Origin of the sequence: Vibrio sp. Y10_XG_PY6 (genome assembly GCF_024181795.1) — a bacterium.
GTDB lineage: Bacteria > Pseudomonadota > Gammaproteobacteria > Enterobacterales > Vibrionaceae > Vibrio > Vibrio diabolicus.
In genome coordinates, this window is record NZ_JAMZAQ010000002.1 from 563,999 (window position 1) to 588,967 (window position 24,969).

23 protein-coding genes and 1 riboswitch are annotated in these 24,969 nt (G+C 45.5%); of the genes, 19 read left to right on the plus strand and 4 right to left on the minus strand.

Features of this window, described 5'->3' with window-relative positions; translation table 11 throughout:
- Window positions 1-109 precede the first annotated feature (109 nt).
- Both luxO and luxU read left to right on the plus strand, forming a co-directional pair.
- The gene (luxO, locus tag NL644_RS10940; protein WP_253658391.1) at window positions 110-1,516 is read left to right on the plus strand and encodes a quorum-sensing sigma-54 dependent transcriptional regulator LuxO; all 1,407 of its coding nucleotides are present in this window, start codon (window positions 110-112) and stop codon (window positions 1,514-1,516) included.
- Window positions 1,513-1,857 carry a quorum-sensing phosphorelay protein LuxU gene (luxU, locus tag NL644_RS10945; protein WP_012841577.1) on the plus strand — a complete coding sequence of 115 codons (345 nt, stop codon included), beginning with the start codon at window positions 1,513-1,515 and terminating at the stop codon, window positions 1,855-1,857. The genes luxO and luxU overlap by 4 nt, the downstream gene beginning before the upstream one ends.
- Before the next feature lie 110 nt (window positions 1,858-1,967).
- Here luxU and NL644_RS10950 read toward each other — a convergent pair whose 3' ends face one another.
- Window positions 1,968-2,864, minus strand: coding sequence for a YvcK family protein (locus tag NL644_RS10950; RefSeq protein WP_074191595.1), 897 nt, complete (start codon window positions 2,862-2,864; stop codon window positions 1,968-1,970).
- Between the two features lie 175 nt (window positions 2,865-3,039).
- Window positions 3,040-3,174, plus strand: a riboswitch (molybdenum cofactor riboswitch).
- On the opposite strand from NL644_RS10950, the gene moaA reads away from it, so the two are divergent.
- The 11 genes from moaA (at window position 3,163) to NL644_RS11005 (ending at window position 13,269) form a co-directional block, all read left to right on the plus strand.
- Window positions 3,163-4,152 (plus strand): GTP 3',8-cyclase MoaA, encoded by a 990-nt coding sequence (gene moaA, locus NL644_RS10955; RefSeq protein ID WP_253658392.1) that lies wholly within the window; start codon window positions 3,163-3,165, stop codon window positions 4,150-4,152. It overlaps the preceding riboswitch by 12 nt.
- Window positions 4,153-4,257: 105 nt before the next feature.
- The gene (moaB, locus tag NL644_RS10960) at window positions 4,258-4,770 is read left to right on the plus strand and encodes a molybdenum cofactor biosynthesis protein B (protein WP_005396648.1); all 513 of its coding nucleotides are present in this window, start codon (window positions 4,258-4,260) and stop codon (window positions 4,768-4,770) included.
- 26 nt (window positions 4,771-4,796) lie between these two features.
- Window positions 4,797-5,276 (plus strand): cyclic pyranopterin monophosphate synthase MoaC, encoded by a 480-nt coding sequence (moaC, locus tag NL644_RS10965; protein ID WP_005396647.1) that lies wholly within the window; start codon window positions 4,797-4,799, stop codon window positions 5,274-5,276.
- Complete coding sequence (moaD, locus tag NL644_RS10970; protein WP_005396646.1) at window positions 5,273-5,530, plus strand: molybdopterin synthase sulfur carrier subunit; 258 nt, start codon at window positions 5,273-5,275, stop codon at window positions 5,528-5,530. Before moaC ends, moaD begins: the two co-directional genes overlap by 4 nt.
- 1 nt (window position 5,531) lies before the next feature.
- Window positions 5,532-5,987, plus strand: coding sequence for a molybdopterin synthase catalytic subunit MoaE (gene moaE / locus NL644_RS10975; protein WP_114323293.1), 456 nt, complete (start codon window positions 5,532-5,534; stop codon window positions 5,985-5,987).
- Window positions 5,988-6,519: 532 nt separating this feature from the next.
- A complete protein-coding gene (locus tag NL644_RS10980) occupies window positions 6,520-8,196 on the plus strand; it encodes an ABC transporter substrate-binding protein (protein ID WP_114323339.1) in 1,677 nt (558 codons plus the stop codon).
- Window positions 8,197-8,324: 128 nt separating this feature from the next.
- Window positions 8,325-9,245 (plus strand): oligopeptide ABC transporter permease OppB, encoded by a 921-nt coding sequence (gene oppB, locus NL644_RS10985; protein ID WP_006742810.1) that lies wholly within the window; start codon window positions 8,325-8,327, stop codon window positions 9,243-9,245.
- 15 nt (window positions 9,246-9,260) lie between these two features.
- Window positions 9,261-10,163, plus strand: a complete 903-nt coding sequence (oppC, locus tag NL644_RS10990; protein ID WP_005396642.1) for an oligopeptide ABC transporter permease OppC — start codon at window positions 9,261-9,263, stop codon at window positions 10,161-10,163.
- 27 nt (window positions 10,164-10,190) lie between these two features.
- Window positions 10,191-11,162 (plus strand): ABC transporter ATP-binding protein, encoded by a 972-nt coding sequence (locus NL644_RS10995; protein ID WP_005396641.1) that lies wholly within the window; start codon window positions 10,191-10,193, stop codon window positions 11,160-11,162.
- The gene (oppF, locus tag NL644_RS11000; protein WP_114323292.1) at window positions 11,141-12,154 is read left to right on the plus strand and encodes a murein tripeptide/oligopeptide ABC transporter ATP binding protein OppF; all 1,014 of its coding nucleotides are present in this window, start codon (window positions 11,141-11,143) and stop codon (window positions 12,152-12,154) included. The genes NL644_RS10995 and oppF overlap by 22 nt, the downstream gene beginning before the upstream one ends.
- Before the next feature lie 167 nt (window positions 12,155-12,321).
- Window positions 12,322-13,269: a glutathione S-transferase family protein gene (locus tag NL644_RS11005; RefSeq protein ID WP_114323291.1), complete on the plus strand. Its 948-nt coding sequence runs from the start codon at window positions 12,322-12,324 to the stop codon at window positions 13,267-13,269.
- 114 nt (window positions 13,270-13,383) lie between these two features.
- Here NL644_RS11005 and NL644_RS11010 read toward each other — a convergent pair whose 3' ends face one another.
- Complete coding sequence (locus NL644_RS11010) at window positions 13,384-13,806, minus strand: hypothetical protein (RefSeq protein WP_012841581.1); 423 nt, start codon at window positions 13,804-13,806, stop codon at window positions 13,384-13,386.
- Window positions 13,807-14,093: 287 nt separating this feature from the next.
- Between NL644_RS11010 and NL644_RS11015 the strand changes: the two genes are divergently transcribed.
- Window positions 14,094-15,371, plus strand: a complete 1,278-nt coding sequence (locus NL644_RS11015) for a DUF4010 domain-containing protein (RefSeq protein WP_046874406.1) — start codon at window positions 14,094-14,096, stop codon at window positions 15,369-15,371.
- A gap of 111 nt (window positions 15,372-15,482) precedes the next feature.
- On the opposite strand, the gene pta is transcribed toward NL644_RS11015, so the two are convergent.
- Both pta and NL644_RS11025 read right to left on the minus strand, forming a co-directional pair.
- A complete protein-coding gene (pta, locus tag NL644_RS11020) occupies window positions 15,483-17,627 on the minus strand; it encodes a phosphate acetyltransferase (RefSeq protein WP_005396636.1) in 2,145 nt (714 codons plus the stop codon).
- A 132-nt stretch (window positions 17,628-17,759) separates the two neighbouring features.
- Window positions 17,760-18,956 (minus strand): acetate kinase, encoded by a 1,197-nt coding sequence (locus NL644_RS11025; RefSeq protein WP_005396635.1) that lies wholly within the window; start codon window positions 18,954-18,956, stop codon window positions 17,760-17,762.
- Window positions 18,957-19,302: 346 nt separating this feature from the next.
- On the opposite strand from NL644_RS11025, the gene yfbV reads away from it, so the two are divergent.
- The 5 genes from yfbV (at window position 19,303) to malZ (ending at window position 24,936) form a co-directional block, all read left to right on the plus strand.
- The gene (gene yfbV / locus NL644_RS11030) at window positions 19,303-19,755 is read left to right on the plus strand and encodes a terminus macrodomain insulation protein YfbV (protein WP_005380809.1); all 453 of its coding nucleotides are present in this window, start codon (window positions 19,303-19,305) and stop codon (window positions 19,753-19,755) included.
- 343 nt (window positions 19,756-20,098) lie between these two features.
- On the plus strand, window positions 20,099-21,064 hold the full coding sequence (locus NL644_RS11035; protein WP_012841583.1) for an ABC transporter substrate-binding protein: 966 nt from the start codon (window positions 20,099-20,101) through the stop codon (window positions 21,062-21,064).
- Between the two features lie 177 nt (window positions 21,065-21,241).
- Window positions 21,242-22,177, plus strand: a complete 936-nt coding sequence (locus NL644_RS11040) for an ABC transporter permease (RefSeq protein ID WP_253658393.1) — start codon at window positions 21,242-21,244, stop codon at window positions 22,175-22,177.
- Window positions 22,174-22,968, plus strand: a complete 795-nt coding sequence (locus NL644_RS11045) for an ABC transporter ATP-binding protein (RefSeq protein WP_114323289.1) — start codon at window positions 22,174-22,176, stop codon at window positions 22,966-22,968. The genes NL644_RS11040 and NL644_RS11045 overlap by 4 nt, the downstream gene beginning before the upstream one ends.
- A 141-nt stretch (window positions 22,969-23,109) precedes the next feature.
- Entirely contained in the window at window positions 23,110-24,936 is a 1,827-nt protein-coding gene (malZ, locus tag NL644_RS11050; protein WP_114323288.1) for a maltodextrin glucosidase, read from the plus strand.
- The last annotated feature ends 33 nt before the right edge of the window (window positions 24,937-24,969 follow it).

The following is a 24,969-nucleotide window of genomic DNA, read 5'->3' on the forward strand; positions in this document are numbered from 1 at the left end:
ATATTATTTTTGAATCCTTTCTCTTCCCCATAATTTAGCTAATGTTATTTGCAAAATGCAAAGCGTAATGCGATTATTGTTTAAAACACAACAAAATATTAGCTAGGTTATGCAACAAAAATCTGAAGGTCCTAAATCTCGTTACCTTTTAATGGTTGAGGATACCGCATCTGTTGCGGCACTGTACCGCTCATACCTGACACCGCTTGGTATAGATATCAATATTGTCGGTACAGGTAGGGATGCCATTGAAAGTCTCAACCATAGAATTCCAGATCTTATTCTGCTCGATCTTCGTTTGCCAGATATGACGGGGATGGACGTTTTACACGCTGTAAAAAAGAGTCATCCAGACGTACCTATTATTTTTATGACCGCTCACGGTTCTATCGATACCGCGGTAGAAGCAATGCGTCATGGTTCTCAAGACTTTTTGATCAAACCGTGTGAAGCTGACCGCTTACGTGTCACGGTTAACAATGCGATTCGTAAAGCGACTAAGCTAAAAAACGAGGCTGATAACCCGGGAAATCAAAGTTATCAAGGCTTTATTGGCAGTAGTCAAACAATGCAACAGGTTTACCGCACGATTGATTCAGCAGCGAGCAGTAAAGCGAGTATCTTCATCACTGGTGAAAGTGGTACGGGTAAAGAGGTATGTGCCGAGGCAATCCATGCGGCAAGCAAGCGTGGTGACAAGCCTTTTATTGCGATTAACTGTGCTGCAATTCCAAAAGATTTGATTGAGAGTGAACTGTTTGGTCACGTGAAAGGTGCTTTTACCGGCGCAGCAAATGATCGTCAGGGTGCAGCGGAATTAGCGGATGGTGGCACACTTTTCCTTGATGAACTGTGTGAGATGGACTTAGATTTGCAAACCAAATTGCTGCGATTTATTCAAACCGGCACGTTCCAAAAAGTGGGCTCATCAAAAATGAAGAGCGTGGATGTTCGCTTTGTTTGTGCAACTAACCGTGATCCATGGAAAGAGGTACAAGAAGGTCGATTCCGTGAAGATTTGTACTATCGTTTGTATGTCATTCCTTTGCATTTGCCGCCTTTACGTGAACGAGGTGAAGATGTCATTGAAATTGCATACTCACTGTTAGGCTATATGTCGCACGAGGAAGGAAAAAGCTTCGTGCGTTTTGCGCCTGATGTAATCGACCGATTTAATAGCTATGAGTGGCCAGGCAACGTTCGTCAGTTACAAAACGTGCTGCGCAATATCGTTGTTCTAAACAACGGTAAAGAAATCACGTTGGATATGTTACCGCCACCGCTGAATCAACCGCTTGACCGTCCGTCTTCTGTGGCGAAATTTATTGAGCCGAAAGTGATGACTGCGTCTGAGATTATGCCGTTGTGGATGACAGAAAAAATGGCGATAGAGCAAGCGATTGAAGCGTGTGATGGCAATATCCCCCGAGCGGCGGGATACCTTGATGTCAGTCCGTCGACGATTTACCGCAAGTTACAGGTTTGGAATGGCAAGGAAGAGCGGCAAAAAGTATGAGTGTGAATGTATTAAATCAGCAAAAAATCGATGAACTGTCGATGGAGATTGGCAGTGACAATGTTCCTGTTTTACTCGATATTTTCTTGGGGGAGATGGATACCTACATCGAGAATTTATCTCAGTTTCAAGGGACAGAGCGATTACGTTACCTAAAAGAAATCAGTCACGCGTTAAAAAGCAGCGCAGCGAGCTTTGGAGCAGACCGTCTTTGTCAATTGGCGATGTCGATAGATAAAAAAGCCAAAGCAGGTGAGTTAGCTGAAGAGTCAGACGAGTTAAAAACGATGTTCGATCTTTTGCATGAAACACGCGACGCTTACCGTGATTGGCAGCAGTAATGCGCTGTTCTAATGAGGCTCTTACACAAAACCCTTCACTTGAGTGAAGGGTTTTTTCATTGCTGACAGCGAGTAAACTTGAAGCTATCCCCTAGCTTTAGAGGGCTTTTTTAAATTGAAAGCCTTAGCTGGCTTTCAATAGCGAGCTTGAGTTTATCTCGGTCGTGACGCCAATCTCGGTTCGACGAAGCTAACGATTCCGTCACTACATTCCACTGGCTCAATACTTCTTGCTCGGTTTCCTCTGCTAGAACCACGTCTATCTTCCTACCTTGGCAGGCACGCTCACACCATTCTAATTTTTGTGCCATGGTCATTCGTCCGGCTGGGCCGTACTCCGGGCTCAAGTTGGCAACGAAAATGACTTTTGCTTTCTCATTGGCGGCAATGGCTTTGCCGAGCTCAGGCAACAGCAAAGGAGGCATGATGCTGGTTAAAAAGCTGCCAGGACCAAGAATAATAGCGTCTGCCTCTGCCAATGCAGTTACTGCTTCTTTAGTTGCAGGGACTTCTGGTGATAGATCGAGACGGCGTAAATCGGTGTTCATCTCGTCTACATTCGTTTCTCCCGTGACCCACTTCCCATCCACGGATAACGCGGAAAGATCGGAAGGGTGTTCAGACATAGGAAGAATGTTAACGTCGACTTTTAACATGTTTCGAATCAGATTGATGGCATCTAACGGTCTGACCGATAAGTTATCGAGCGCCGTAAGCATCAAGTTACCGAGGTTATGACCATCAAGCTCGCCAGTACCTTTGAAGCGATATTCAAACATCATTGAACTGATCGACGGCTCTGTGATCAGCTGATTAATGCAGTTCCGTGTGTCGCCCCAGGCGATTCCACCTTGGCAGTGACGAATTCTTCCTGTTGAGCCACCATTGTCTGTTGTGGCGACAATGCCAGTTGCATTGCCGCCAAAATCCCGTAGTGCGGCCAACATTCGACCTAAGCCATGACCACCGCCAACAGCGACCACTTTTTTATCCGTGTAGATATTCATTACGTTCTTCTAATAATCTTGTAAAAAACGGCTACAATTTATCTCAAGGAGTGCTTGAAAGGTACTCACTTAGCGGTAAATTGTGTCTCTAGAGAGTTTTTTATCACTCAAGTCTGGATTCCAGTACAAATATTAAGTATTTTACACCGCAAAGCTATCAGAGGTTTCATATCTCTGGTTGCCATAACTCCGAGCTCACTATTGCTAAGTCCGAGGATAAGCGTTTTGAGCCAGTGGCGTACTGTCACAAGGGCATGATTGGAAATGGCCATGCCTCCCGTGTTTGGAAAGGTGTTCCGTGGCGCAACAATTCGAAGACAAATTTCATCGTAAGTTCTATTACTTGCGTCTGTCTGTGACCGACGTATGTAATTTCAAATGTACCTATTGCCTTCCTGATGGCTATAAGCCTTCGGGCAATAAAAACTCGTCTTTTTTATCTCTTCCTGAAATCAAACGGGTCGTAAAAGCGTTTGGTGATTGTGGCACGTCAAAAGTGCGCATTACTGGCGGTGAACCAAGTTTACGCAAAGATTTTACCGACATTATCCACTCAGTGGCGACGACGCCCGGTATCCAAAAAGTTGCAACGACGACCAATGGTTACCGCATGGCGAAGCAAGTCGCAGAGTGGCGTGAAGCGGGCTTAACTCACATCAACGTTAGCGTGGACAGCCTTGATCCGCGTATGTTCCATCAAATCACGGGTGAAAATAAGTTCACTGAGGTGATGAATGGTATCGAGCGTGCGTTTGAAGTTGGTTATGAGCAAGTCAAAGTTAATGTGGTTTTGATGAAAGATCTTAACCATCAAGAACTGCCAGCGTTTCTCAACTGGATAAAAGATCGTCCAATCCAACTGCGCTTCATCGAATTGATGCAAACGGGTGAGATGGATGATTTATTCAATAAGCATCATGTGTCCGGCGTAGCAATTCGTAATCAGTTGATTGCAAACGGTTGGCTGCTTAAAGTGCGCTCTCATAATGACGGCCCCGCGCAAGTGTTTGTTCATCCAGATTACAAGGGTGAAATTGGCCTGATCATGCCGTATGAAAAAGACTTTTGTGAGAGCTGCAACCGACTACGCGTCTCTGCGATGGGTAAGCTGCATCTGTGTTTGTTTGGAGACCACGGTGTAGAACTACGTGATCTATTGGAACGTGATGAGCAAGAAAGCGAGCTTATTGAACGCATCCAAGCGCAGTTACAAACTAAGTCGGTGAGCCACTTCTTGCACGATGGTAATACGGGTATGACGCCACATCTGGCGTCTATCGGCGGCTAAATCAACTCAAATTTTGTAGGGAAAGCTTATTTATAGGCTAGCTTTCCCTCGCTTTTCTAGAATCGATACCAAACGTATCAAAGTTAAAAGAGAATAGGTGAACACATGGGTCACGCTGAAAGCAAATTTCAACCTGCAAATATTGCCGTTCTAACGGTATCTGACACTCGTACCGAAGAAAACGATACCTCTGGTCGCTACCTTGTTGAACACGCTCAAGAAGCGGGTCACAATGTTGTCGATAAGCAAATTGTTATTGATGACATGTACAAAATTCGCGCAATTGTTTCTCAGTGGATTGCGGACGACAATGTTCAAGCGATCATGATTACTGGTGGTACAGGGTTCACGTCACGTGACAGCACGCCAGAAGCGCTGAAGCCTCTGTTTGATAAAGAAGTAGAAGGTTTTGGTGAGTTATTCCGCATGGTGTCTTACGAAGAAATTGGTACGTCAACGATCCAATCGCGTGCAATTGCAGGTTTTGCTAACCATACAGTTATCTTCGCAATGCCTGGTTCAACAGGTGCGTGCCGCACTGGCTGGACGAAGATCATCAAGCAGCAGTTAGATGCAAGCCATCGCCCTTGTAACTTCATGCCGCACCTATCTGTATAACCTTTCCTAAAAGCGAAGGAAAAACAATGACTCAATTTACCCATATCAACGCGTCTGGCGAAGCTAACATGGTCGACGTGTCTGCAAAAGCTGAAACGGTTCGTGAAGCACGTGCAGAAGCATTTGTTCACATGGCCCCAGAAACCTTGCAACTGATTGTTTCCGGTCAGCATCATAAAGGTGATGTGTTCGCGACGGCTCGAATTGCTGGTATCCAAGCTGCAAAGAAAACGTGGGATTTGATTCCACTTTGTCATCCTCTGTTGCTTTCTAAAGTCGAAGTTCAGTTGGAGGCTATTGAGTCAGAAAACAAAGTTCGTATTGAATCTGTTTGTAAGCTTGCAGGTAAAACGGGCGTAGAAATGGAAGCGCTCACGGCGGCTTCTGTTGCTGCACTGACGATTTACGATATGTGTAAAGCGGTGCAAAAAGACATGGTTATCGGTCAAGTTCGTCTCCTAGAAAAGACGGGTGGAAAATCTGGACACTTCAAGGCGGAATCATGATTAAAGTACTTTTTTTTGCTCAGACTCGTGAGCTGATTGGTATCGACAGTGTCGAATTAGATGATCAATTTGAAACGGTTGAAGCGATTCGCGCACATCTCGTGGAAGAGGGCGCTGATAAAAATGGTAAGTGGGATTTAGCTTTAGAGCCAGGAAAGCTACTTGCTGCTGTTAATCAATCTATTGTCCCACTTGATACCGAAGTAAAAGCGGGGGATGAAGTTGCATTTTTCCCACCGGTAACCGGAGGTTAAGATGGACCCACGCGTCTCTGTACAAGTTGAAGACTTTTCCGTTGATCACGAATATCAACGTTTATCCGAAGGTACGGCTGCTGGTGCTGTCGTAACATTCATTGGTAAAGTTCGAGATATGAACCTTGGCGATAATGTTGTTGGTTTGCACTTGGAACACTACCCAGGCATGACTGAGAAGAGCTTGAGCGACATTTGCGATCAAGCTGAATCACGTTGGCCATTATTGGGCGTACGCGTGATTCATCGCGTTGGTGACATGGATAGCGGTGATCAAATCGTCTTTGTTGGTGTTTCAAGTGCACACCGTGGAGCAGCATTTGATGCTTGCGAGTTCATTATGGACTACTTGAAAACCAAAGCACCATTTTGGAAGAAAGAACGCACGACGAATGAAGATCGTTGGATTGAGTCGCGCGATACTGATCACCAAGCTGCGCAGCGTTGGGAAAAATAGAACCCACTCCTCATTCTAGTGAAAAAAGCTAAGTGTCAATGGCACTTAGCTTTTTTTGTACTTATCTTCATAATTCTGCTCATTTGACTTCAACACAACCCGTACTCGCTCTGGTGATATTCTTCACAATAAAAGTTTTTAGCCCAATATATAAACAATTATTTGTTAGACTTCATTTGTCATAAATGTTAAATAATATGTAAATATCTAGCATAAGATGCTATCAAATGGTTTAAATGTAGATTAATCGAAAGTTTTGTCTGTGGAATGTCGCTTCTGGTCTCCATTTGGCTGGTGAATACTTTTTGATTAGAGTTTACTGCTAGATATGTGTGGTTTAGTCAGGATTATTGGTTTTTTTGCTACATTTTTATGGCAAATTACTTCAATGATTGCTAATGTGTGCCGCAGTCTTTGTAAGGTTTTAGGCTTTTGTGCTCAGAAAACGCACTAAAAAAATCTAAAACTCTGACCGTTCCAGGCCCTTACAAAGAAGTCATGGATGCTAACGAAAAAATTTGGAGTTTTACGCATGTATAAGAATAAAATCACGCGCGCTTTATTTATTGGTGCTGGTCTTTCTCTCGCTTTAGCTGGTTGTGGCGAAAAGGCTGCAGAGAAGCAAGCTGCTGAGCCTGCTCCGGCTCCAGCCCCTGAAGCTAAATCTGATTCTAAAGAGCCAAAACTTGCTGCTGTTCAAGAATTGGTGCGTGGTAACGGTACAGAAGTTGCGACAATAGACCCTCATAAATCTCAAGGTGTTCCAGAATCCCACGTGATTCGCGATCTTCTTGAAGGCCTAGTAAACCAAGATGCGGACGGTAACACTATCCCTGGTGTTGCAGAATCTTGGGAAACTGAAGACAACAAAACATACACTTTCCACCTACGTGAAGACGCAAAATGGTCTAACGGTGATCCTGTTACTGCAGGTGATTTTGTATACAGCTTCCAACGCGCAGTCGACCCAGCAACCGCTTCTCCATACGCTTGGTACATGGAATACACCAAGATGAAGAACGCAAAAGACATTGTTGCGGGTAAAAAAGACAAGAGTGAGTTGGGTGTTAAAGCGGTTGACGACCACACGTTAGTGGTTGAGCTAGACACTGCTGTACCATACTTTGTGATGATGATGGGCCACACAACAGTGAAGCCTGTTCACCAAGCAACCGTTGAAAAGTTCGGCGATCAATGGACGAAGCCTGAGAACTTTGTAGGTAACGGTGCTTATGTTGTTGACAACTGGGTTGTAAACGAGCGTTTAGTTCTAAAACGTAACGAACAATACTGGGACAACGAAAACACGACGCTTGATCAAGTTACTTTCCTACCAATCGAAAACCAAGTAGCGGAAATGAACCGCTTCCTAGCAGGTGAAATCGACTTCACGAATGAACTGCCTACAGAGCACTTCAAGCGTTTGAAGCAAGAGCATCCAGAAGACGTGTCTGTATCGGGTAACTTGTGTACTTACTACTACATCTTCAACACGAAGAAAAAGCCGTTTGATGATGTTCGCGTACGTAAAGCGATTTCTTATGCGATTGACCGTAATATCGTGACTGATGCGATCCTAGCACAGGGTCAAAAGCCAGCTTATTTCCTAACGCCTGAAATCACGGCGGGTTTCAACCCAGAAATCCCTGCATACGGCAAAATGACGCAAGAAGAGCGTAACGCTGAAGCGGCGCGTCTATTGGAAGAAGCGGGTTACGGCGCAGACAACCCTCTTGAATTTAACCTTCTATACAACACGTCAGAGAACCACAAGAAACTTGCGGTTGCACTGGGTTCAATGTGGAAGAAGACGCTTGGTCTAGACGTTACGCTAGAAAACCAAGAGTGGAAAACTTACCTATCTACCAAAGATTCTGGCAACTTTGAGGTTGCTCGTGCAGGTTGGTGTGGCGACTACAACGAAGCTTCATCTTTCCTAACGCTGATGATGAGTAATAACACTACTGGTGGTATTCACTACGACAGCAAAGAGTACGATGCAATCATGAACAAAGCATTTGCTTCAACTTCTGACGAAGAGCGTCAAGCGCTTTACCTAGAAGCAGAGAAGTTGATGGCAAAAGATATGCCAATCGCACCTATCTACCAGTACGTGAAATCACGTCTACTATCACCGAAAGTTGGTGGCTTCCCAGTCAATAACGCGGAAGACAAGATTTACTCTAAAGATCTCTACATCACAGAGTAATTCGTAACTCGATAGAACTATAAAAATGAGGCTCTACATGTGAGAAATTGCATGTAGCGCCTATCTTTAGTCCAAAAGAATTGGACGACTTCTTTAATTTAACTGTCACAGACTGAAAGAGTGAGTTTATGCTTAAATTCATCGCAAAAAGGATATTTGAGGCGATCCCAACAATGTTGGTTTTGATCACCGTATCTTTCTTTCTTATGCGCTTTGCACCGGGAAACCCTTTCTCGACAGAGCGTCCATTGCCACCCGAAGTAATGGCAAATATCGAAGCTAAATATGGCTTGGATAAACCTGTATTTGAACAATACACCACGTATTTGACCAATGTTATCCAAGGGGATTTCGGGCCGTCATTTAAATACCTTGATTACTCTGTTAACGAGCTGATCGCAGTTGCCTTACCTGTTTCGGCTAAAGTGGGCTTCATCGCCTTTATCTTTACCCTGATTATGGGGGTTACCGTCGGTACCATTGCTGCGCTCAAGCAGAATACTTGGATTGATTACACCATCATGTCGACAGCGATGCTCGGCGTGGTAATGCCTTCTTTTGTATTGGCACCTGCGCTTATCTATCTATTCTCGCTTCACTGGAATATCTTCCCTGCGGGCGGTTGGCAAGATGGTAGCTGGCAGTATTTAGTGCTTCCTGTCATTGGTATGTCACTACTGTATGTTGCAACCTTCGCTCGTATTACGCGTGGTTCGATGATCGAGACACTGAACAGTAACTTTATTCGTACGGCTCGTGCTAAAGGTCTAAGCTACCGTTACATTATCATCAAGCACGCTCTTAAGCCGGCACTTCTCCCTGTTGTTTCTTACATGGGTCCTGCTTTCGTAGGTATCATCACCGGTTCTGTTGTTATCGAAACCATTTTTGGTCTACCAGGTATTGGTAAGCTATTCGTTAACGCTGCGTTTAACCGTGACTACTCGCTAGTAATGGGTGTAACCATCCTGATTGGTTTCCTATTCATTTTATTCAACGCGATTGTAGATATTCTACTTGCAATGATTGACCCGAAAATTCGCTACTAACAGGGACGTTTGGTTATGTTAACGAAAAAAGAAAACCTAGAAGCGATTGAGAAGTTCTCCGAAAACTTGGAGATTGAAGGTCGCAGTCTTTGGCAAGATGCTCGTATCCGTTTTATGCGCAACAAAGCGGCAATGGTGAGCTTATTCCTTCTTGTTCTAATGACGTTGGCGGTGATTATTCTGCCAATGATCGCACCGCACACCTTTGATGATACTGACTGGTACGCGATGCACGTTGCACCGAATGCTGACCATTGGTTTGGTACCGACAGCTTAGGTCGTGACTTATACGTACGCACGCTAATCGGCGGTCGTATTTCGTTGATGGTGGGGGTCATGGGTGCATTTGTAGCCGTACTGATTGGTACGCTCTATGGCGCAGCATCTGGTTTTATAGGCGGTAAAGTTGACCGTGTGATGATGCGTATTCTAGAGATTTTGTACGCGGTACCGTTTATGTTCCTGGTAATCGTACTGGTAACATTCTTCGGTCGTAACATCATGCTGATCTTCGTTGCGATTGGTGCTATCGCATGGCTAGATATGGCGCGTATCGTACGTGGTCAGACACTCAGCTTACGTAGCAAAGAGTTCATCGAAGCTGCACATGTGTGTGGTGTTAGCAACTGGAAAATTATCACTCGTCATATCGTGCCGAACGTACTGGGCATCGTAGCGGTTTACTCTACGCTGCTTATCCCGAGCATGATCCTGACGGAGTCATTCTTATCATTCCTTGGTCTTGGTGTTCAGGAACCAATGACAAGTTGGGGCGCTCTTCTACAAGAAGGTGCGCAGACAATGGAAGTAGCAATCTGGCAGCTGGCATTCCCAGCCGTGTTCATGGTTGTGACGCTATTCTGCTTCAACTACGTTGGTGACGGCCTGCGCGATGCGCTGGATCCAAAAGACAGATAATTAAAAGATAAGATTAAGGAAGCAATGATGAGCTTATTAGATGTCAAAGATCTGCGCGTCGAATTCACCACGCAAGATGGTATCGTAACCGCAGTAAACGATTTGAACTTCTCTCTCAACCAAGGCGAAACCTTAGGGATCGTTGGAGAGTCGGGATCAGGTAAATCTCAAACCGTATTCGCAATCATGGGCCTGTTGGCTAAAAACGGTATTATTTCTGGTAGCGCAAAGTTTGAAGGCAAAGAAATCTTAAACTTACCAGAAAAAGAACTGAACAAAGTTCGCGCTGAACAGATCGCGATGATCTTCCAAGACCCAATGACGTCACTGAACCCTTACATGAAAGTCAGTGACCAGTTGATGGAAGTGCTAATGTTGCACAAAGGCATGGGCAAAGCAGAAGCGTTTGAAGAATCAGTACGCATGTTGGAAGCGGTGAAAATCCCTGAAGCGCGTAAGCGTATCACGATGTACCCGCATGAGTTTTCAGGCGGTATGCGTCAGCGTGTAATGATCGCGATGGCGTTGTTATGTCGCCCTAAACTGCTTATTGCCGATGAGCCAACAACAGCACTTGATGTGACGGTTCAAGCACAGATCATGGACCTGCTTAATGAGCTTAAAGACGAGTTCAACACGGCGATCATCATGATCACGCACGACCTTGGTGTTGTTGCAGGTTCGTGTGACAAAGTGCTGGTGATGTATGCTGGTCGTACGATGGAGTACGGCAACGTAAACGAAATCTTCTATAATCCAAGCCACCCTTATGCAGAGGGTCTGCTGAAGGCGATTCCTCGCCTTGATACGGAAGGTGAAATTCTGCCAACCATTCCTGGTAATCCACCAAACTTGCTTCGTCTACCACCGGGCTGCCCTTATCAAGAGCGTTGTCACCGAGTGATGGATCGTTGTAAGCGTGAAGCGCCAATTCTGACTCCATTTGGTGATGGCCGTCAGCGCGCATGTTTTTCTGAATGGGAGGCTTGGAACAAATGAACGCAGTAGATAAAAAGCTAATTCTGGACATTTCAGAGCTGAAAGTTCACTTCAGCATTGCGTCAAAATCGGCATGGCCATGGTCAAAGCCTTCAAGCCTAAAAGCGGTTGATGGGGTGAACGTTCGATTATACGAAGGGGAAACGCTTGGTGTAGTGGGCGAGTCAGGTTGTGGTAAATCGACGTTTGCGCGCGCCATCATCGGTCTTGTTGAAGCGACGGATGGAGAAGTAGTTTGGTTGGGTCAAGATCTAACTAAGATGAAAGACGTCCAACGTCGTGAAACGCGTAAAGAAATCCAAATGATTTTCCAAGATCCTTTGGCTTCTCTTAACCCACGTATGACGGTTGGCGACATTATTGCTGAGCCTCTTGAAACGTTCTACCCAGAACTGTCTAAGCAGGAAGTGAAAGACCGCGTTAAAGAGATGATGGCGAAAGTGGGTCTACTACCAAATGTGATCAACCGTTATCCGCACGAGTTCTCGGGTGGTCAGTGCCAGCGTATCGGTATTGCGCGTGCGCTTATCCTTAAGCCTAAGATGATCATCTGTGATGAACCCGTATCGGCGCTTGATGTATCTATTCAAGCTCAGGTTGTTAACCTGCTTAAAGAGATTCAAAAAGAACTAGGCCTTTCTCTGGTATTCATTGCGCATGACTTGTCAGTGGTTAAACACATCTCAGATCGTGTTTTGGTCATGTACTTGGGTAATGCTGTCGAGCTCGGTGAGGCGGAGGCGCTGTTTGCTGATCCTAAGCACCCATATACACGCGCATTGATGTCAGCGGTTCCGATTCCGGACCCGAACATTGAACGCAGTAAGAAAATCCAAATGCTGGAAGGCGACCTTCCTTCGCCGATCAGTCCACCATCGGGTTGTGTGTTCCGCACTCGTTGCCCACAAGCAACCAAAGAGTGTGCGAAGACGAAGCCAACGATTCAAGGCAACGACGTTCACGCGGTATCTTGTTTGCACGTTAGTGTCTAAATTCAGCCTGTGACGGGCTTAAGCGCGACACCTTCATCGGGTCGCGCTTTTTTTATGCATCTGATTTATACATTCGAATTTCTTGAACATGATGTCCTAAGTTCAGTGATTTTCTGTTTGATAGGAAACGCTAATATAGACATAAACAGAATGAGAGGAGCGCAATCATGGGTAAGTTGGTCGAAGGTGTTTGGCATGACGTCTGGTATGACACAAAATCAAATGGTGGCAAATTTGTGCGTGAAGATGCCGGATTCCGTAACTGGGTTAAAAACGAACCTAATGCGGAGTTTAAACCAGAGTCTGGTCGATACCATTTGTATGTCTCTCTTGCTTGTCCTTGGGCACACCGAACGCTCATCTTCCGCAAGCTGAAAGGCTTAGAAACCCATATTGATGTCACGGTTGTTTGCCCTGATATGTTAAGCCAAGGCTGGCAAATGGGGCTTCCTGAGCCACTATTTGGTCACACTCGTATGCACCAAATCTACACGCAGGCCAAACCAGATTACACAGGCCGTGTAACTGTGCCTGTGCTTTGGGATAAAAAGACCAATACGATCGTGTCGAATGAGTCGTCAGAAATTATTCGTATGTTTAACTCGGAGTTCAATGCGTTAACAGGAAACCACGATGACTATTATCCAGAACAGCTAAAGCATGTTATTGACGAGTGGAACGATTTTGTTTATCCAAACGTCAACAATGGAGTGTATCGCTGTGGTTTTGCGACCACGCAAGAGGCATATGAAGAAGCATTCGATTCTTTATTTGCTGCGCTAGATAAAATCGATTTGCACCTAGCGACGCATCGTTATTTAGCGGGGAATACTATTACTGAGGCTGATTGGCGTTTGTTTACGACTCTGATCCGTTTCGATGTCGTGTATGTGGGTCACTTCAAATGTAACAAGCAGCGCATCGCAGACTACGAAAATATTCAAGGATACTTAAAAGAGTTGTATCAAGTCGAAGGCGTCGAAGAAACCACGGATTTCTACCATATTAAACGTCACTATTATTTCAGCCACACTGGTATTAACCCGACGCAAGTCGTACCCAAAGGGCCTGATTTAGACTTAAACTCTCCTCATGGAAGAGAAATAATTAGCTAGTTTGCTGCCTCTATCAGAAATGAAAAAGTACTTAACGGTTAGCAATGTCGTTAAGTACTTTTATGCCAACTAAATACTAGGAGTAGGAGAGTGACTTTTAAGTGTGCGTACGTCTTACTTAGCGCGTACGACGTCCATCACTAGTTTTCCGTCGACTTTTACAGGGCCATCTTCTTTGGCTCCTAGTGTATATTCAAATACGCCAGTCTTCATTCCACCTTTTTCTCCGTGGACCATTAGCATCAGCATGTCCCCAGACTCAACCGGTTCCATCAAAATTGCATTCACGTTCTCATTCTGTCCCATCTTTAGTGGGGCATAGCCGATAACAGGGCCAGGCTTCATTGATTCGTCTGTTCGGTGGACTACCATCCATCCGTTGTCGTCAGCATGAGCCATTTTTGCGGTTACCGTTCCTCCGGACATATCTTGATCAACGCCTTTAATGCTTGGGGCAGAAAAGCTGAATGAAGAAAAACTGAACAGAATTGCAGCTAAACCAAGCTTTAGCAGTGAGTTGTTGATGGAGTTGTTCATATGTATTCCTTACTTATGTGTGAGTTTGCGTAATTGCAGTCCATCTTCGTTACGTAGTTCGAGTAAGAAAGTTCAGTTGAAATGTAAATAATGCTGATAAATGGAACAGGGAGGATCGCTTCGTTCTATTACGTTTTGGTGGTAAGTAAAAGAATAATGAAATTATAAGACGCAATGGTAAGCGGGGAGCCGGGGCCATTTTCTGATTATCCTCTCATCGTCACAGCTTCTTACCCATATTGAAATAAACTAATGATATAACAACCGCTTTTTAACGGGGGTGATGCATGGATATCAATGAGTTTGTCAGTGGCGAGCATCTAATTTGGAATCTGCTTATTGCTCTATTACTGGGGGCAATTGTTGGCACCCAACGTGGCTGGGTGATGCGCAATAGCGTAGAAGGCAGTCGTGTCGCGGGCATTCGTACTTTTTCTTTAGTCGGTTTACTCGGTGGTTTAGTTGGTATTCTCGCCAACATCTATACACCTTTACTCATTGGTTTTGCGCTTATCGCTTTAGTCATCCTCACTTGCATCGCTTTTGTTATACAGCAGAAAAAGAGCGGAGATGTGAGCATCACTGGTGTGGTTAGTATTATGGTGGTGTTTGTTCTGGGTAACCTTGCCGTGTCGGGTGAGGCTGTTTTGGCTGCAGCAGCGGCCGTCATAACCGCGGTGGTGCTCGATAACAAAAGAGAGCTACATCAAGCGCTACAAAAACTGCAAGAGTATGAGTTAGACGCAGCACTGCGTTTATTACTTATCTCGATAGTCATGTTACCACTGTTACCAAATCAATCTTACGGCCCTTGGAATGCACTTAACCCGTATGAGATTTGGTGGATGGTTGTGCTGATCGCTAGTATCTCGTTTGTCGGTTATTTTGCGATAAAGATCGGCGGGGCGAAGCGAGGTATTTTGTTTACGTCTGTATTTGCTGGTCTTAGCTCTTCGACAGCATTAACGTTGCAGTTTTCCCATCTTTCTCGTGAGCAAGCGAGCATCAGCCCGTTACTCGCTAGTGGTATTCTTTTGAGCTGCGGAACCATGTTCCCTCGTTTACTTATCGTACTGTCCGTTATCAATCCGCAATTAGTGAAACTGCTTTGGCCAATTGTGATGGCGATGATGGTTGCGCTGTACATTCCGGCATGGTGGATTTGGCGCAGAAGTGAAGTTGAGCAGATTGAGCAATCAAATAAGCAAACGAACCCTCTTGCTTTGCAGTCGGCACTGTTCTTTGGCCTCGTGTTGGCGGTGATTATGCTGCTTGCTCACGCTTTGTCTGACTGGTTTGGCAATGCGGGGGTGTTGATCCTTTCTGCTTTATCAGGGATTACTGACGTTGATGCGATCTCGTTAACCCTCGGACGTCAAAGTACGCAAACATTAAGCGTGACCACTGCTGCGTTAGGCATTTTGATTGCCGCTTCGGTTAATACCATTGTGAAAATGGGGATGGTTATCGCGATAGGGGATAAGAAGCTTTGGCGCCGAATCGCACCCGTGATGACAGGTTGTGTTGTGGTTGGGGCTGGGGTATTTATGGCGCTATATTCATAAGAGCGTATTAGTGCTATTGCTCATAGCCTCTTTGCTGTTTGGCCAACAATAGAAAAAGCCCTCGACGAATCGAGGGCTTTGGATAGTTGTCCAACTAGATGTCAGAAGCGATTATTTAGCTTCTTGGTCTGCTTGGATTGCTGTTAGAGCGATTGTGTACACGATATCGTCTACTAGCGCGCCACGAGACAAGTCGTTTACAGGCTTGCGCATACCTTGCAGCATTGGACCGATAGAAACTAGGTCAGCTGAACGTTGTACCGCTTTGTAAGTCGTGTTACCCGTGTTTAGGTCCGGGAATACGAATACTGTCGCTTTACCTGCTACTGGAGAGTTAGGCGCTTTAGACGCTGCCACGTTTTCCATGATAGCTGCGTCGTACTGCAGAGGACCGTCGATCACTAGATCAGGACGCTTCTCTTTCGCGATGCGAGTTGCTTCACGTACTTTATCAACGTCTGCACCCTTACCAGATTCACCAGTAGAGTAAGAGATCATAGCAACGCGAGGGTCGATACCGAATGCTGCTGCAGAGTCAGCAGATTGGATAGCGATTTCAGCAAGCTGTTCAGCGGTTGGATCTGGGTTGATCGCACAGTCACCGTAAACCAGTACTTGATCAGGCAGAAGCATGAAGAACACTGAAGATACGATAGACGCATTTGGTGCAGTCTTGATGATTTGGAACGGAGGAACGATGGTGTTCGCCGTAGTATGAACAGCACCAGAAACTAGGCCGTCAACTTCGTCGTTCTCAAGCATCATTGTGCCTAGGAATACTGAATCTTGTAGCTTCTCACGAGCCACAACTTCAGTCATGCCTTTCGCACCGCGCAGCTCAACTAGACGAGCAACGTAGTTTTCACGAACAGCATCGGCATCGATGATGGTTACGCCAGTACCTAGCTCAACGCCTTGTTGAGCTGCTACGCGACGGATTTCATCTGGGTTACCTAGAAGCACACAGTCTGCAATGCCGCGTTCAGCACAGATTGCTGCCGCTTTAACAGTACGTGGTTCGTCACCTTCTGGAAGAACGATACGCTTGCCTGCTTTACGAGCAAGTTCAGTTAGCTGGTAACGGAACGCTGGTGGGCTTAGACGACGAGACTTCTGAGTACCTTCAGTCATTGACTCGATCCAGTTACCGTCGATGTGACCAGCAACGTGCTCGTTGATGAACTCGATACGCTCTTTATCGTCTGCAGGTACTTCGATGCTGAAGCTCTGTAGGTTTAGAGATGTCTGCCAAGTGTTACCTTGTGCTTTGAAGATAGGTAGACCAGTGTCGAACGCTGGTTTACATAGACCTTCGATTTCGCGAGGGATGTCGTAACCGCCAGTTAGCAGTACAGCACCAATATCCACACCGTTCATTGCAGCAAGAGAAGCAGCAACGATAACATCAGGACGGTCTGCAGAAGTAACAAGTAGAGAGCCAGGTTTGAAATGCTCAATCATGTTTGGCAGAGAACGTGCACAGAAAGTGATGCTCTTGATGCGACGAGTGTTGATGTCACCTTCGTTGATGATATCTGCTTTCAGGTGCTTAGCCATGTCGATTGCACGAGTCGCAATCAGATCAATGCTCCATGGCACGCAACCTAGTACACGAATTGGAGAAGTGTTGAAGATTTCCATCACTTTCAATTCGTTTTGTTTCGCGCTATCTGCATCGTCAAAGATTTCAGATAGGTCAGGGCGAGTACGGCCAGCTTCGTCAACAGGAGCGTTTAGCTTGTTGATGATAACGCCAGAGATGTTTTTGTTCTTAGTGCCGCCGAAGTTAGAACATGCTACTTCGATACGCTCTTTCAGTTGCGCTGGGTTATCAGTACCTGGAGTCGCAACTAGCACGATTTCTGCACCAAGTGTTGCCGCGATTTCCGCGTTTACTTGGTTTGCAAATGGGTGCTTACGAGTAGGTACAAGACCTTCGATTAGCGTAACGTCTGCGTCTTTGTTGATTTGGTTGTAACGTTCAACAACGGTTTCTAGCAGCTCGTCCATGTTGTCGTTACCGATTAGGCTTTCAGCAACAGACATCGCCATTGGTTCACCGATCTTCATATCGCTGTTGTGGCCAACGATAGTTGAAGTCAGATCTGGCTGATCACCACCTGAACGTGGCTGACAGATTGGCTTGTAGAAAGAAACTTTAACGCCTTTACGCTCCATAGCGCGAAGAACACCCATGCTAACGCTTGTTAGGCCAACGCCTGCGCTAGTAGGGATAAGCATAATAGTACGAGACATTCGTAGAGTACCTTTAGCTATTTGGGGGATAAAAGCTCAACTCTTATTCCATGAAGCTCGAAGAATAGGAGTTGAGCCCCTAAGAAATTCGTTTGAATTACTGGCTAGCCGAGTGGCTAGCCAGTAATTCAATTAAAGACCTGTCAGGCGTGCAGTGTCTTCAGCGATGACTAGCTCTTCGTTAGTAGAGATAACCATTGCAGGGATACGGCTGTTTTCAGTCGTGATAACGCCTTCGCCGCCGAAGCGAGCTTTAAGGTTAGCTTCGCTATCTACTTCGATACCGAAGATGCCAAGACGGTTTAGAACCATTTCACGGATAGGGCCAGAGTTCTCGCCGATACCGCCAGTGAAAGTGATTGCGTCTAGACGGCCGTCCATTGAAGCAGTGTAGCCAGCTACGTACTTAGCTAGACGGTGGCAGAACACGTCCATTGCGCGTGTTGCTTCTTCTTTCTCACCGTAGTTGTCTTCAACGAAACGACAGTCAGAAGTCACTTCAGTTAGACCTTGAAGGCCAGACTCTTTAGTTAGCATCGTGTTGATTTGATCAACAGAGTAACCTAGAGCGTCGTGTAGGTGGAAGATGATCGCAGGGTCGATGTCGCCACAGCGAGTACCCATTACTAGACCTTCAAGTGGAGTAAGACCCATAGAAGTGTCTACAGATTGACCGTTCTTGATTGCACATACAGACGCGCCGTTACCTAGGTGACAGTTGATGATGTTTACTTCTTCAACTGGTTTGTTTAGTAGGCCTGCGACTTCACGAGTGATGAACAAGTGAGAAGTACCGTGCATACCGTAACGACGGATACCGTGTTCTTTGTATAGGTTGTATGGAAGAGCGTATAGGTAAGACTCTTCAGGCATAGTTTGGTGGAACGCAGTGTCAAATACAGCAACGTTTTTAAGCTCTGGGAAGTTTTTCTTAGCCGCTTCGATACCGATGATGTGAGCAGGGTTATGAAGAGGTGCAAATGTTGCAGCGTCTTGAATACCTTTTAGAACTTCATCAGTGATTAGTGCAGATTGAGTGAACTGCTCGCCGCCGTGAACGATACGGTGACCGATTGCGCCTAGGTTAGCTTTAAGCTCTGGCTTAGAAGCAAGAATAGTTTCTACCATAAACGCTAGTGCTTCTTCGTGAGCTGCACCATTGCCTAGTTGAGCTTCGTGCTTGCCATCAAGTTTCCACTTGATGCGAGCTTCAGGAAGGTGAAGACACTCAGCAAGACCTGATAAGTGCTCGTCGCCGTTCTCGGCATCAACAACGGCAAATTTAAGAGAAGAACTACCGCAGTTTAAAACTAAAACTAGCTTAGACATGTATGACTACCTGTTATTCGTCTGATAAAAAATCAGTTAAAGAATGAAAAATTAATCACAAGAATAGCCGATACCCAGAAGGCTGCGTACTAATCCTGGTCAAAAATTGTTCTAATTCCATATAAAGAAATAGTGATGAACCCATCCATCACTATGATGCGATCCGTGCAGATAGATATCTCGGAGTTGCTTAAATTGTAAATAACAGCAACAATGAGATTGAGGGTCTGCAAAGGATAGCGATAATAAGCAATGATAACAAAAAAAATTTGAAAGAATATTAACTTTCATCAATTTTTTGTACCTTCAGTTGAAATGTTCAACTATTTTTTAGTGAGAGAGCGGTATGAGTAATAAAGTCGGATTGATCCATAGCCTGAAAGATGGCCAGAATTACATGGAGATCTGGCCGGTTCGTAAAGAGCTAAGCGCCATATTTCCGGAACAGCGTATCATTAAGGCGACTCGCTTTGGCATTAAAGTCATGCCAGCCGTTGCTGCGATCAGCGTACTCACTCAAATGGCATTCAACAATTACCACGCGTTACCTCAGTCTATTGTTGTCGCCTTGTTTGCGATTAGCTTGCCACTCCAAGGGATTTGGTGGCTTGGTGCTCGATCCAACACGAAATTGCCGCCTTCTCTGGCGTCTTGGTATCGGGAACTGCATCAAAAAATTGTGGAAACAGGGTTTGCACTAGAGCCTGTCAAAGCTCGCCCTCGTTATAAAGAGCTTGCGATAATACTGAATCGAGCGTTTCGTCAGCTTGATAAGTCCTCACTAGAGCGTTGGTTCTAGTCTAAGTTTTTTGAAATGGAGTGTGCATTAGCCACTCCATTTTTGATCCTGCCTGTGATTACCTTGCGCTTCAGCCACTCCTACCATCTTTGATGGTGCGTACATTACTTGGTTTACCAAGGATTCATATCGAGATGAAGAGACCTCTCGATCACAAATGTTGCTTTAGTGTTAAATCTTTCTTTTCTTTACTAAGACTTAGTAGTAATAATAAAAACAAGATGCGCAAGAAGTGCACAGTTATACGAACACAACATTACCCCCTTCAAACATTTGAATTCACGAGTCGATATTCATGTTGAATGCTCGCGAAACAAGGACGAAGTCACATCAAGGAGTTATGATGAAAACGAAACGTTTATTAGCCACTGCCGTTCTATCTGCTACTGCTATTTTCTCTTCTGCCAATGTACTGGCCGCCACTGCAACCGTTGCAGTTTCACAAATTGTCGAACACCCCGCGTTAGACGCGACGCGTCAAGGATTGCTTGATGGTTTAAAAGCGAAAGGCTACGAAGAAGGCAAAAATCTAGAATTTGATTATAAGACCGCACAGGGTAACCCTGCGATTGCAGTGCAAATTGCCCGTCAGTACGTCGGCGAAAACCCTGATGTGTTAGTGGGTATCGCGACGCCTTCGGCACAAGCCTTGGTGTCGGCAACGCGCTCTATTCCTGTTGTCTTTACTGCGGTAACAGACCCGGTCGGTGCGAAATTGGTTAAGTCGATGGAACAACCAGGCAAAAACGTAACTGGCCTGTCTGATCTTTCACCCGTTGCTCAGCATGTCGATCTCATCCAAGAAATTCTTCCTCAGGTGAAAAGCATCGGGGTTGTATTTAATCCAGGTGAAGCTAATGCCGTGACTTTGGTTGAATTGCTAAAAGAAAGTGCAAAAGCAAAAGGCATACAAGTGGTTGAAGCGACCGCCCTAAAAAGTGCTGATGTTCAGTCTGCGACTCAAGCCATTGCAGCGAAATCAGATATTCTTTACGCCCCAACAGACAATACAGTTGCAAGTGCGATTGAAGGGATGATTGTGGCAGCGAATCAAGCGAAAAAACCTGTCTTTGGTGGTGCGACGTCATATGTCGAAAAAGGAGCAATTGCAGGCTTAGGTTTTGACTACTACCAGGTTGGTGTGCAAACCGCTGATTACGTGGCGGCGATTCTTGATGGTCAAGAACCAGGCAAATTGGATGTAAAAGTCGCGACGGGCTCTGACCTCGTAATTAATGAAAGCGCGGCATCTAAGCTCGGTATCAAGCTGCCAAGTTCTGTGGTTGAACGTGCGACAAGCATGCAATAAGTAACGCTCTTTTTTGGGGTTAGGGCCGTCACGTATGTTGATAGAGGCTTGCCCCAAAATTGATACTCGCCGGACTTCTCGTGTAGAGCATTCTGCTAGAGAAGAATGGGAGTATACGTTAGAAGTCTTAAGTTCAGGTTGGTATTCGTCAGCCTGAACATGCAGAAAGGAGCAGTTATGTCTGCATTTGCTTTTTTTGGCGCACTCGAAATTGGCTTAATTTATGGCCTAGTTGCCTTGGGTGTGTATCTTACATTTCGTGTTCTCGATTTCCCCGATTTGAGTGTGGATGGCAGCTTTCCAATGGGAGCGGCGGTGGCTGCAACGGCGATTGTCGCAGGTATTAATCCTTGGCTTGCGACAATAATGGCGATGATAGCCGGTAGTATGACGGGTTGGATAACCGCTTTTCTGGCTGTTCGATGTGGTATTTTGCACCTGTTAGCGTCCATTCTTACCATGATCGCGGCATTTTCAATCAATATTCGTATTATGGGCAAACCTAATATGGCGTTGCTTGGAGAGGATACGATTCTCACGCCGTTTGAAGCCTTGGGCGATCCGATGTTCATTCGTCCTCTGGTTGTTGGGGTCTTAGTTCTTTTGTCCGCTTTCTTTGTGATTCGCTTGCTCAATAGCGACTTTGGTCTTGGTTTACGAGCCACGGGCGTGAATGCGCGTATGGTTTCTGCGCAAGGGGCGAGCACTGGTTTTTATACCTACTTTGGGTTGGCTTTATCCAACGGTTTTGTCGGATTCGCAGGCGTGTTGTTTGCACAAACGAACAGCTTTGCAGATGTGACCTCTGGCGTGGGCACCATTGTGGTTGGTTTGGCTGCTGTGATTTTGGGCCAGACCCTTATTCCCGGGCGAAAAATTTGGGTTGCGGTATTTGCTGTCATCATCGGTTCGGTACTTTATCGTCTTGCAGTGGCTTTCGCTTTGAGCTCTGGCATGTTTGGTTTACAAGCTTCAGACCTCAACCTGGTTACCGCAGTATTGGTGGCTGTGGCGCTTATTGCTCCAAAGCTAAAACAGAGCATGAGAGCGAAACAACGCGTTACTGATGCTAAACAAGCGGCATCAAAAAATGGTTCTGGGGAGGCGTTATGATTGAACTTAATAACATTCAGGTCACGTTCAACCCTGGGACGATTTTGGAAAATCGTGCACTGAAAGGTGTCTCTTTAGAGGTTCCAGAACATCAGTTTCTGACTGTGATTGGTTCTAATGGCGCAGGAAAATCGACGTTGCTTGGTGCGGTGACTGGTGAGACACCGATGATAGGTGGTCAGGTGATCATTGATGGCAAAGACGTCACCAAGCAGACGGTTGCCCAGCGTGCGACGCAATGCGCACGAGTGTTTCAAGATCCATTGGCCGGAACTTGTGGAGAGCTAACGATAGAAGAGAACATGGCTTTAGCGTACATGCGTGGTAAAAAACGCAGCTGGGGGTTGGCGCTCTCTACTAAACGTCGCAAGCTGTTCCAAGAGCGAATTAGCATCCTAGGGCTTGGCTTAGAAGATCGTCTGGGCGATAGCATTGGCTTACTGTCCGGTGGACAACGACAAGCCGTTAGCCTTGTGATGGCGACGTTATCGGAGAGTAAGTTGTTACTGCTTGATGAACACACGGCTGCGCTTGATCCTCGTATGGCGGCGTTTGTTATCGACTTAACTAAACGTATTGTCGATGAGTTCGATTTAACCGTGATGATGGTGACGCATTCGATGAAAGACGCATTAGCATGTGGCGATAGGACCGTAATGCTTCACCAAGGTGAAATTGTGCTTGATGTGGCTGGAGAGCAGCGCGCTAACATGCAAGTACCAGACTTGTTGGATATGTTCTCCAAAGTGCGTGGTGAAGAGCTTGCAGATGACAGTCTCTTGTTGAACTAAGCGGTATCCGACAAGTCACTACGCCTACTAAGTGTGATCCTCCTTGGGAAAATTGGCTTATATGCCAACTCGCAAGGAGGATTTCTTGTCTCTCATTCTTCAATAACATAGTGGCATATCCGATGACGAGGAGTGCCCATAATGAACCTGCCATTTATTTTTCATAGTCAAACCATTGATGGTTTAGCTTTTAATCACGAGCAAGTCACAGTCAGACTGAAAACCGAGACATTGGATTTTGATTCCGTATATGTGCGTCTTGAGCCGGACAATGAAGAATATCTGGTCGACATGGCTCAAATTGGAACAACTGGGGAATTGTTACTATGGGAAGCATCGTTCCGACCAAATCGAGATCGAGATGTCACACATTATGTGTTTAAGCTCCTCAAAGACGGACAACAATACTGGCTCGATGCACGAGGCGTACAAAAGCGTATTCCACCCAAAGAGTTCCACTTTAAGTTGAATGTAAACCATCAACCACCAAGCTGGGTCCAAGAGCAAGTGTTCTATCAAATCTTTCCTGACCGTTTTTCTGCTAGTAAAAGTGAATCTGACATTCGTAAAGCTTATGCTCAGCATGATTCAGAAGCGATCATTAAATCGTGGGGAGAAGCGGTGGGGTCTCACAAAAATACAGGAGCAAGAGAGTTTTTTGGCGGCGATCTCAAAGGTGTAGAGCAGAGGTTGGATTACCTTGAGCAGCTCGGCGTAACAGCGCTTTACTTCAATCCGATCTTTTCTTCACCAAGTAACCACAAATACGACACTACGGATTACTTCACTGTTGATCCTATGTTTGGCACCAATGCTCAGTTTGCGGAACTGTGTGAGAAGATTCGCGGTAAGAATATGAAGATTGTCTTAGACGCGGTGTTTAACCACACGTCAGTGCATCATCCTTGGTTTGATATCCAACAAAAAGGAGAAGGGGCGTATAGCAATCCACAGTCAAAGTTCCGCGATTACTACTTTTTTGAAGGCGAAACCAATCACTATATTGGTTGGAAGGGCATTGGTAACTTACCGGTTCTGAACTTCGAAAATGAACAAGTGCGTGACTATATCTATCAAAGCGAAGCATCTGTCATTAAGCACTGGCTTAAGCCACCATACTCAGTCGATGGTTGGCGATTTGATGTTATTCATATGCTTGGCGAAGGAGAGGGAGCGAAAAACAATGCTCATTATGTTGAAGCGTTTCGCCATGCGACGAAGTCAGTCAATCCGAATGCCTATGTGCTAGGTGAGCACTTTTTTGAAGCAACACAGTGGCTGCAAGGTGATCAAGAGGATGGGGCGATGAACTACTACGGTTTTGCTCATCCAGTTCGAGCTTTTATCGCGCAGCAAGATATTATGTATGAACCAATCAACATTGATGGTTTGGAGTTTAAAGCATGGTTGGACGAAGCCAGAGCAAAAATTCCATTTTCGAATCAGCTATCGCAGCTAAATCAACTCGATAGTCATGATACTGCTCGTTTTATCACACTGGTTGATGGTGATAAGCGTAAAATGAACATCGCACTTGCTCTGCTCATGACATACGTCGGTACACCTTGTATTTACTATGGGAGTGAAGTCGGACTAGAGGGAGGGCTGGACCCGGATAATCGTCGCTGTTTCCCTTGGAATGAAATTGAAAACTCAGCATGGCTGTCGATTTACAAGCAATGGATTTCGATACGTAAACAGTACAAGTCTTTACAGTCTGGTAGTATTCAATGGCTGCATTGTGATACCAACGTGCTGGCTTATGCGCGCGTACTTGGAAGTGAAGCGATCGTTGTTGTGATGAATCTAAGTGGCGATGAGTGTTCAATTGACTTGCCTCTGTGGCAACTTGGTTTGGAGGCTACCCATCTTTCGTCACTTCTGGATGTACGCGAACTTATTGATTATAAGGGTCATCTTTCTGTCAATATACCTGCACAGAGCTTCAAATTGTGGCAACTGAAGTGACACTACATTCTATATTGATTAAACTTCTTTAAT

Excerpts from the sequence above, each read along its gene's own strand:
- luxO (WP_253658391.1), top strand. The coding sequence starts at position 110 with ATGCAACAAAAATCTGAAGGTCCTAAATCTCGTTACCTTTTAATGGTT.
- luxU (WP_012841577.1), top strand. The coding sequence starts at position 1,513 with ATGAGTGTGAATGTATTAAATCAGCAAAAAATCGATGAACTGTCGATG.
- NL644_RS10950 (WP_074191595.1), bottom strand. The coding sequence starts at position 2,864 with ATGAATATCTACACGGATAAAAAAGTGGTCGCTGTTGGCGGTGGTCAT.
- moaB (WP_005396648.1), top strand. The coding sequence starts at position 4,258 with ATGGGTCACGCTGAAAGCAAATTTCAACCTGCAAATATTGCCGTTCTA.
- moaC (WP_005396647.1), top strand. The coding sequence starts at position 4,797 with ATGACTCAATTTACCCATATCAACGCGTCTGGCGAAGCTAACATGGTC.
- moaD (WP_005396646.1), top strand. The coding sequence starts at position 5,273 with ATGATTAAAGTACTTTTTTTTGCTCAGACTCGTGAGCTGATTGGTATC.
- moaE (WP_114323293.1), top strand. The coding sequence starts at position 5,532 with ATGGACCCACGCGTCTCTGTACAAGTTGAAGACTTTTCCGTTGATCAC.
- NL644_RS10980 (WP_114323339.1), top strand. The coding sequence starts at position 6,520 with ATGTATAAGAATAAAATCACGCGCGCTTTATTTATTGGTGCTGGTCTT.
- oppB (WP_006742810.1), top strand. The coding sequence starts at position 8,325 with ATGCTTAAATTCATCGCAAAAAGGATATTTGAGGCGATCCCAACAATG.
- oppC (WP_005396642.1), top strand. The coding sequence starts at position 9,261 with ATGTTAACGAAAAAAGAAAACCTAGAAGCGATTGAGAAGTTCTCCGAA.
- NL644_RS10995 (WP_005396641.1), top strand. The coding sequence starts at position 10,191 with ATGAGCTTATTAGATGTCAAAGATCTGCGCGTCGAATTCACCACGCAA.
- oppF (WP_114323292.1), top strand. The coding sequence starts at position 11,141 with ATGGGAGGCTTGGAACAAATGAACGCAGTAGATAAAAAGCTAATTCTG.
- NL644_RS11005 (WP_114323291.1), top strand. The coding sequence starts at position 12,322 with ATGGGTAAGTTGGTCGAAGGTGTTTGGCATGACGTCTGGTATGACACA.
- NL644_RS11010 (WP_012841581.1), bottom strand. The coding sequence starts at position 13,806 with ATGAACAACTCCATCAACAACTCACTGCTAAAGCTTGGTTTAGCTGCA.
- NL644_RS11015 (WP_046874406.1), top strand. The coding sequence starts at position 14,094 with ATGGATATCAATGAGTTTGTCAGTGGCGAGCATCTAATTTGGAATCTG.
- pta (WP_005396636.1), bottom strand. The coding sequence starts at position 17,627 with ATGTCTCGTACTATTATGCTTATCCCTACTAGCGCAGGCGTTGGCCTA.
- NL644_RS11025 (WP_005396635.1), bottom strand. The coding sequence starts at position 18,956 with ATGTCTAAGCTAGTTTTAGTTTTAAACTGCGGTAGTTCTTCTCTTAAA.
- yfbV (WP_005380809.1), top strand. The coding sequence starts at position 19,303 with ATGAGTAATAAAGTCGGATTGATCCATAGCCTGAAAGATGGCCAGAAT.
- NL644_RS11035 (WP_012841583.1), top strand. The coding sequence starts at position 20,099 with ATGAAAACGAAACGTTTATTAGCCACTGCCGTTCTATCTGCTACTGCT.
- NL644_RS11040 (WP_253658393.1), top strand. The coding sequence starts at position 21,242 with ATGTCTGCATTTGCTTTTTTTGGCGCACTCGAAATTGGCTTAATTTAT.
- NL644_RS11045 (WP_114323289.1), top strand. The coding sequence starts at position 22,174 with ATGATTGAACTTAATAACATTCAGGTCACGTTCAACCCTGGGACGATT.
- malZ (WP_114323288.1), top strand. The coding sequence starts at position 23,110 with ATGAACCTGCCATTTATTTTTCATAGTCAAACCATTGATGGTTTAGCT.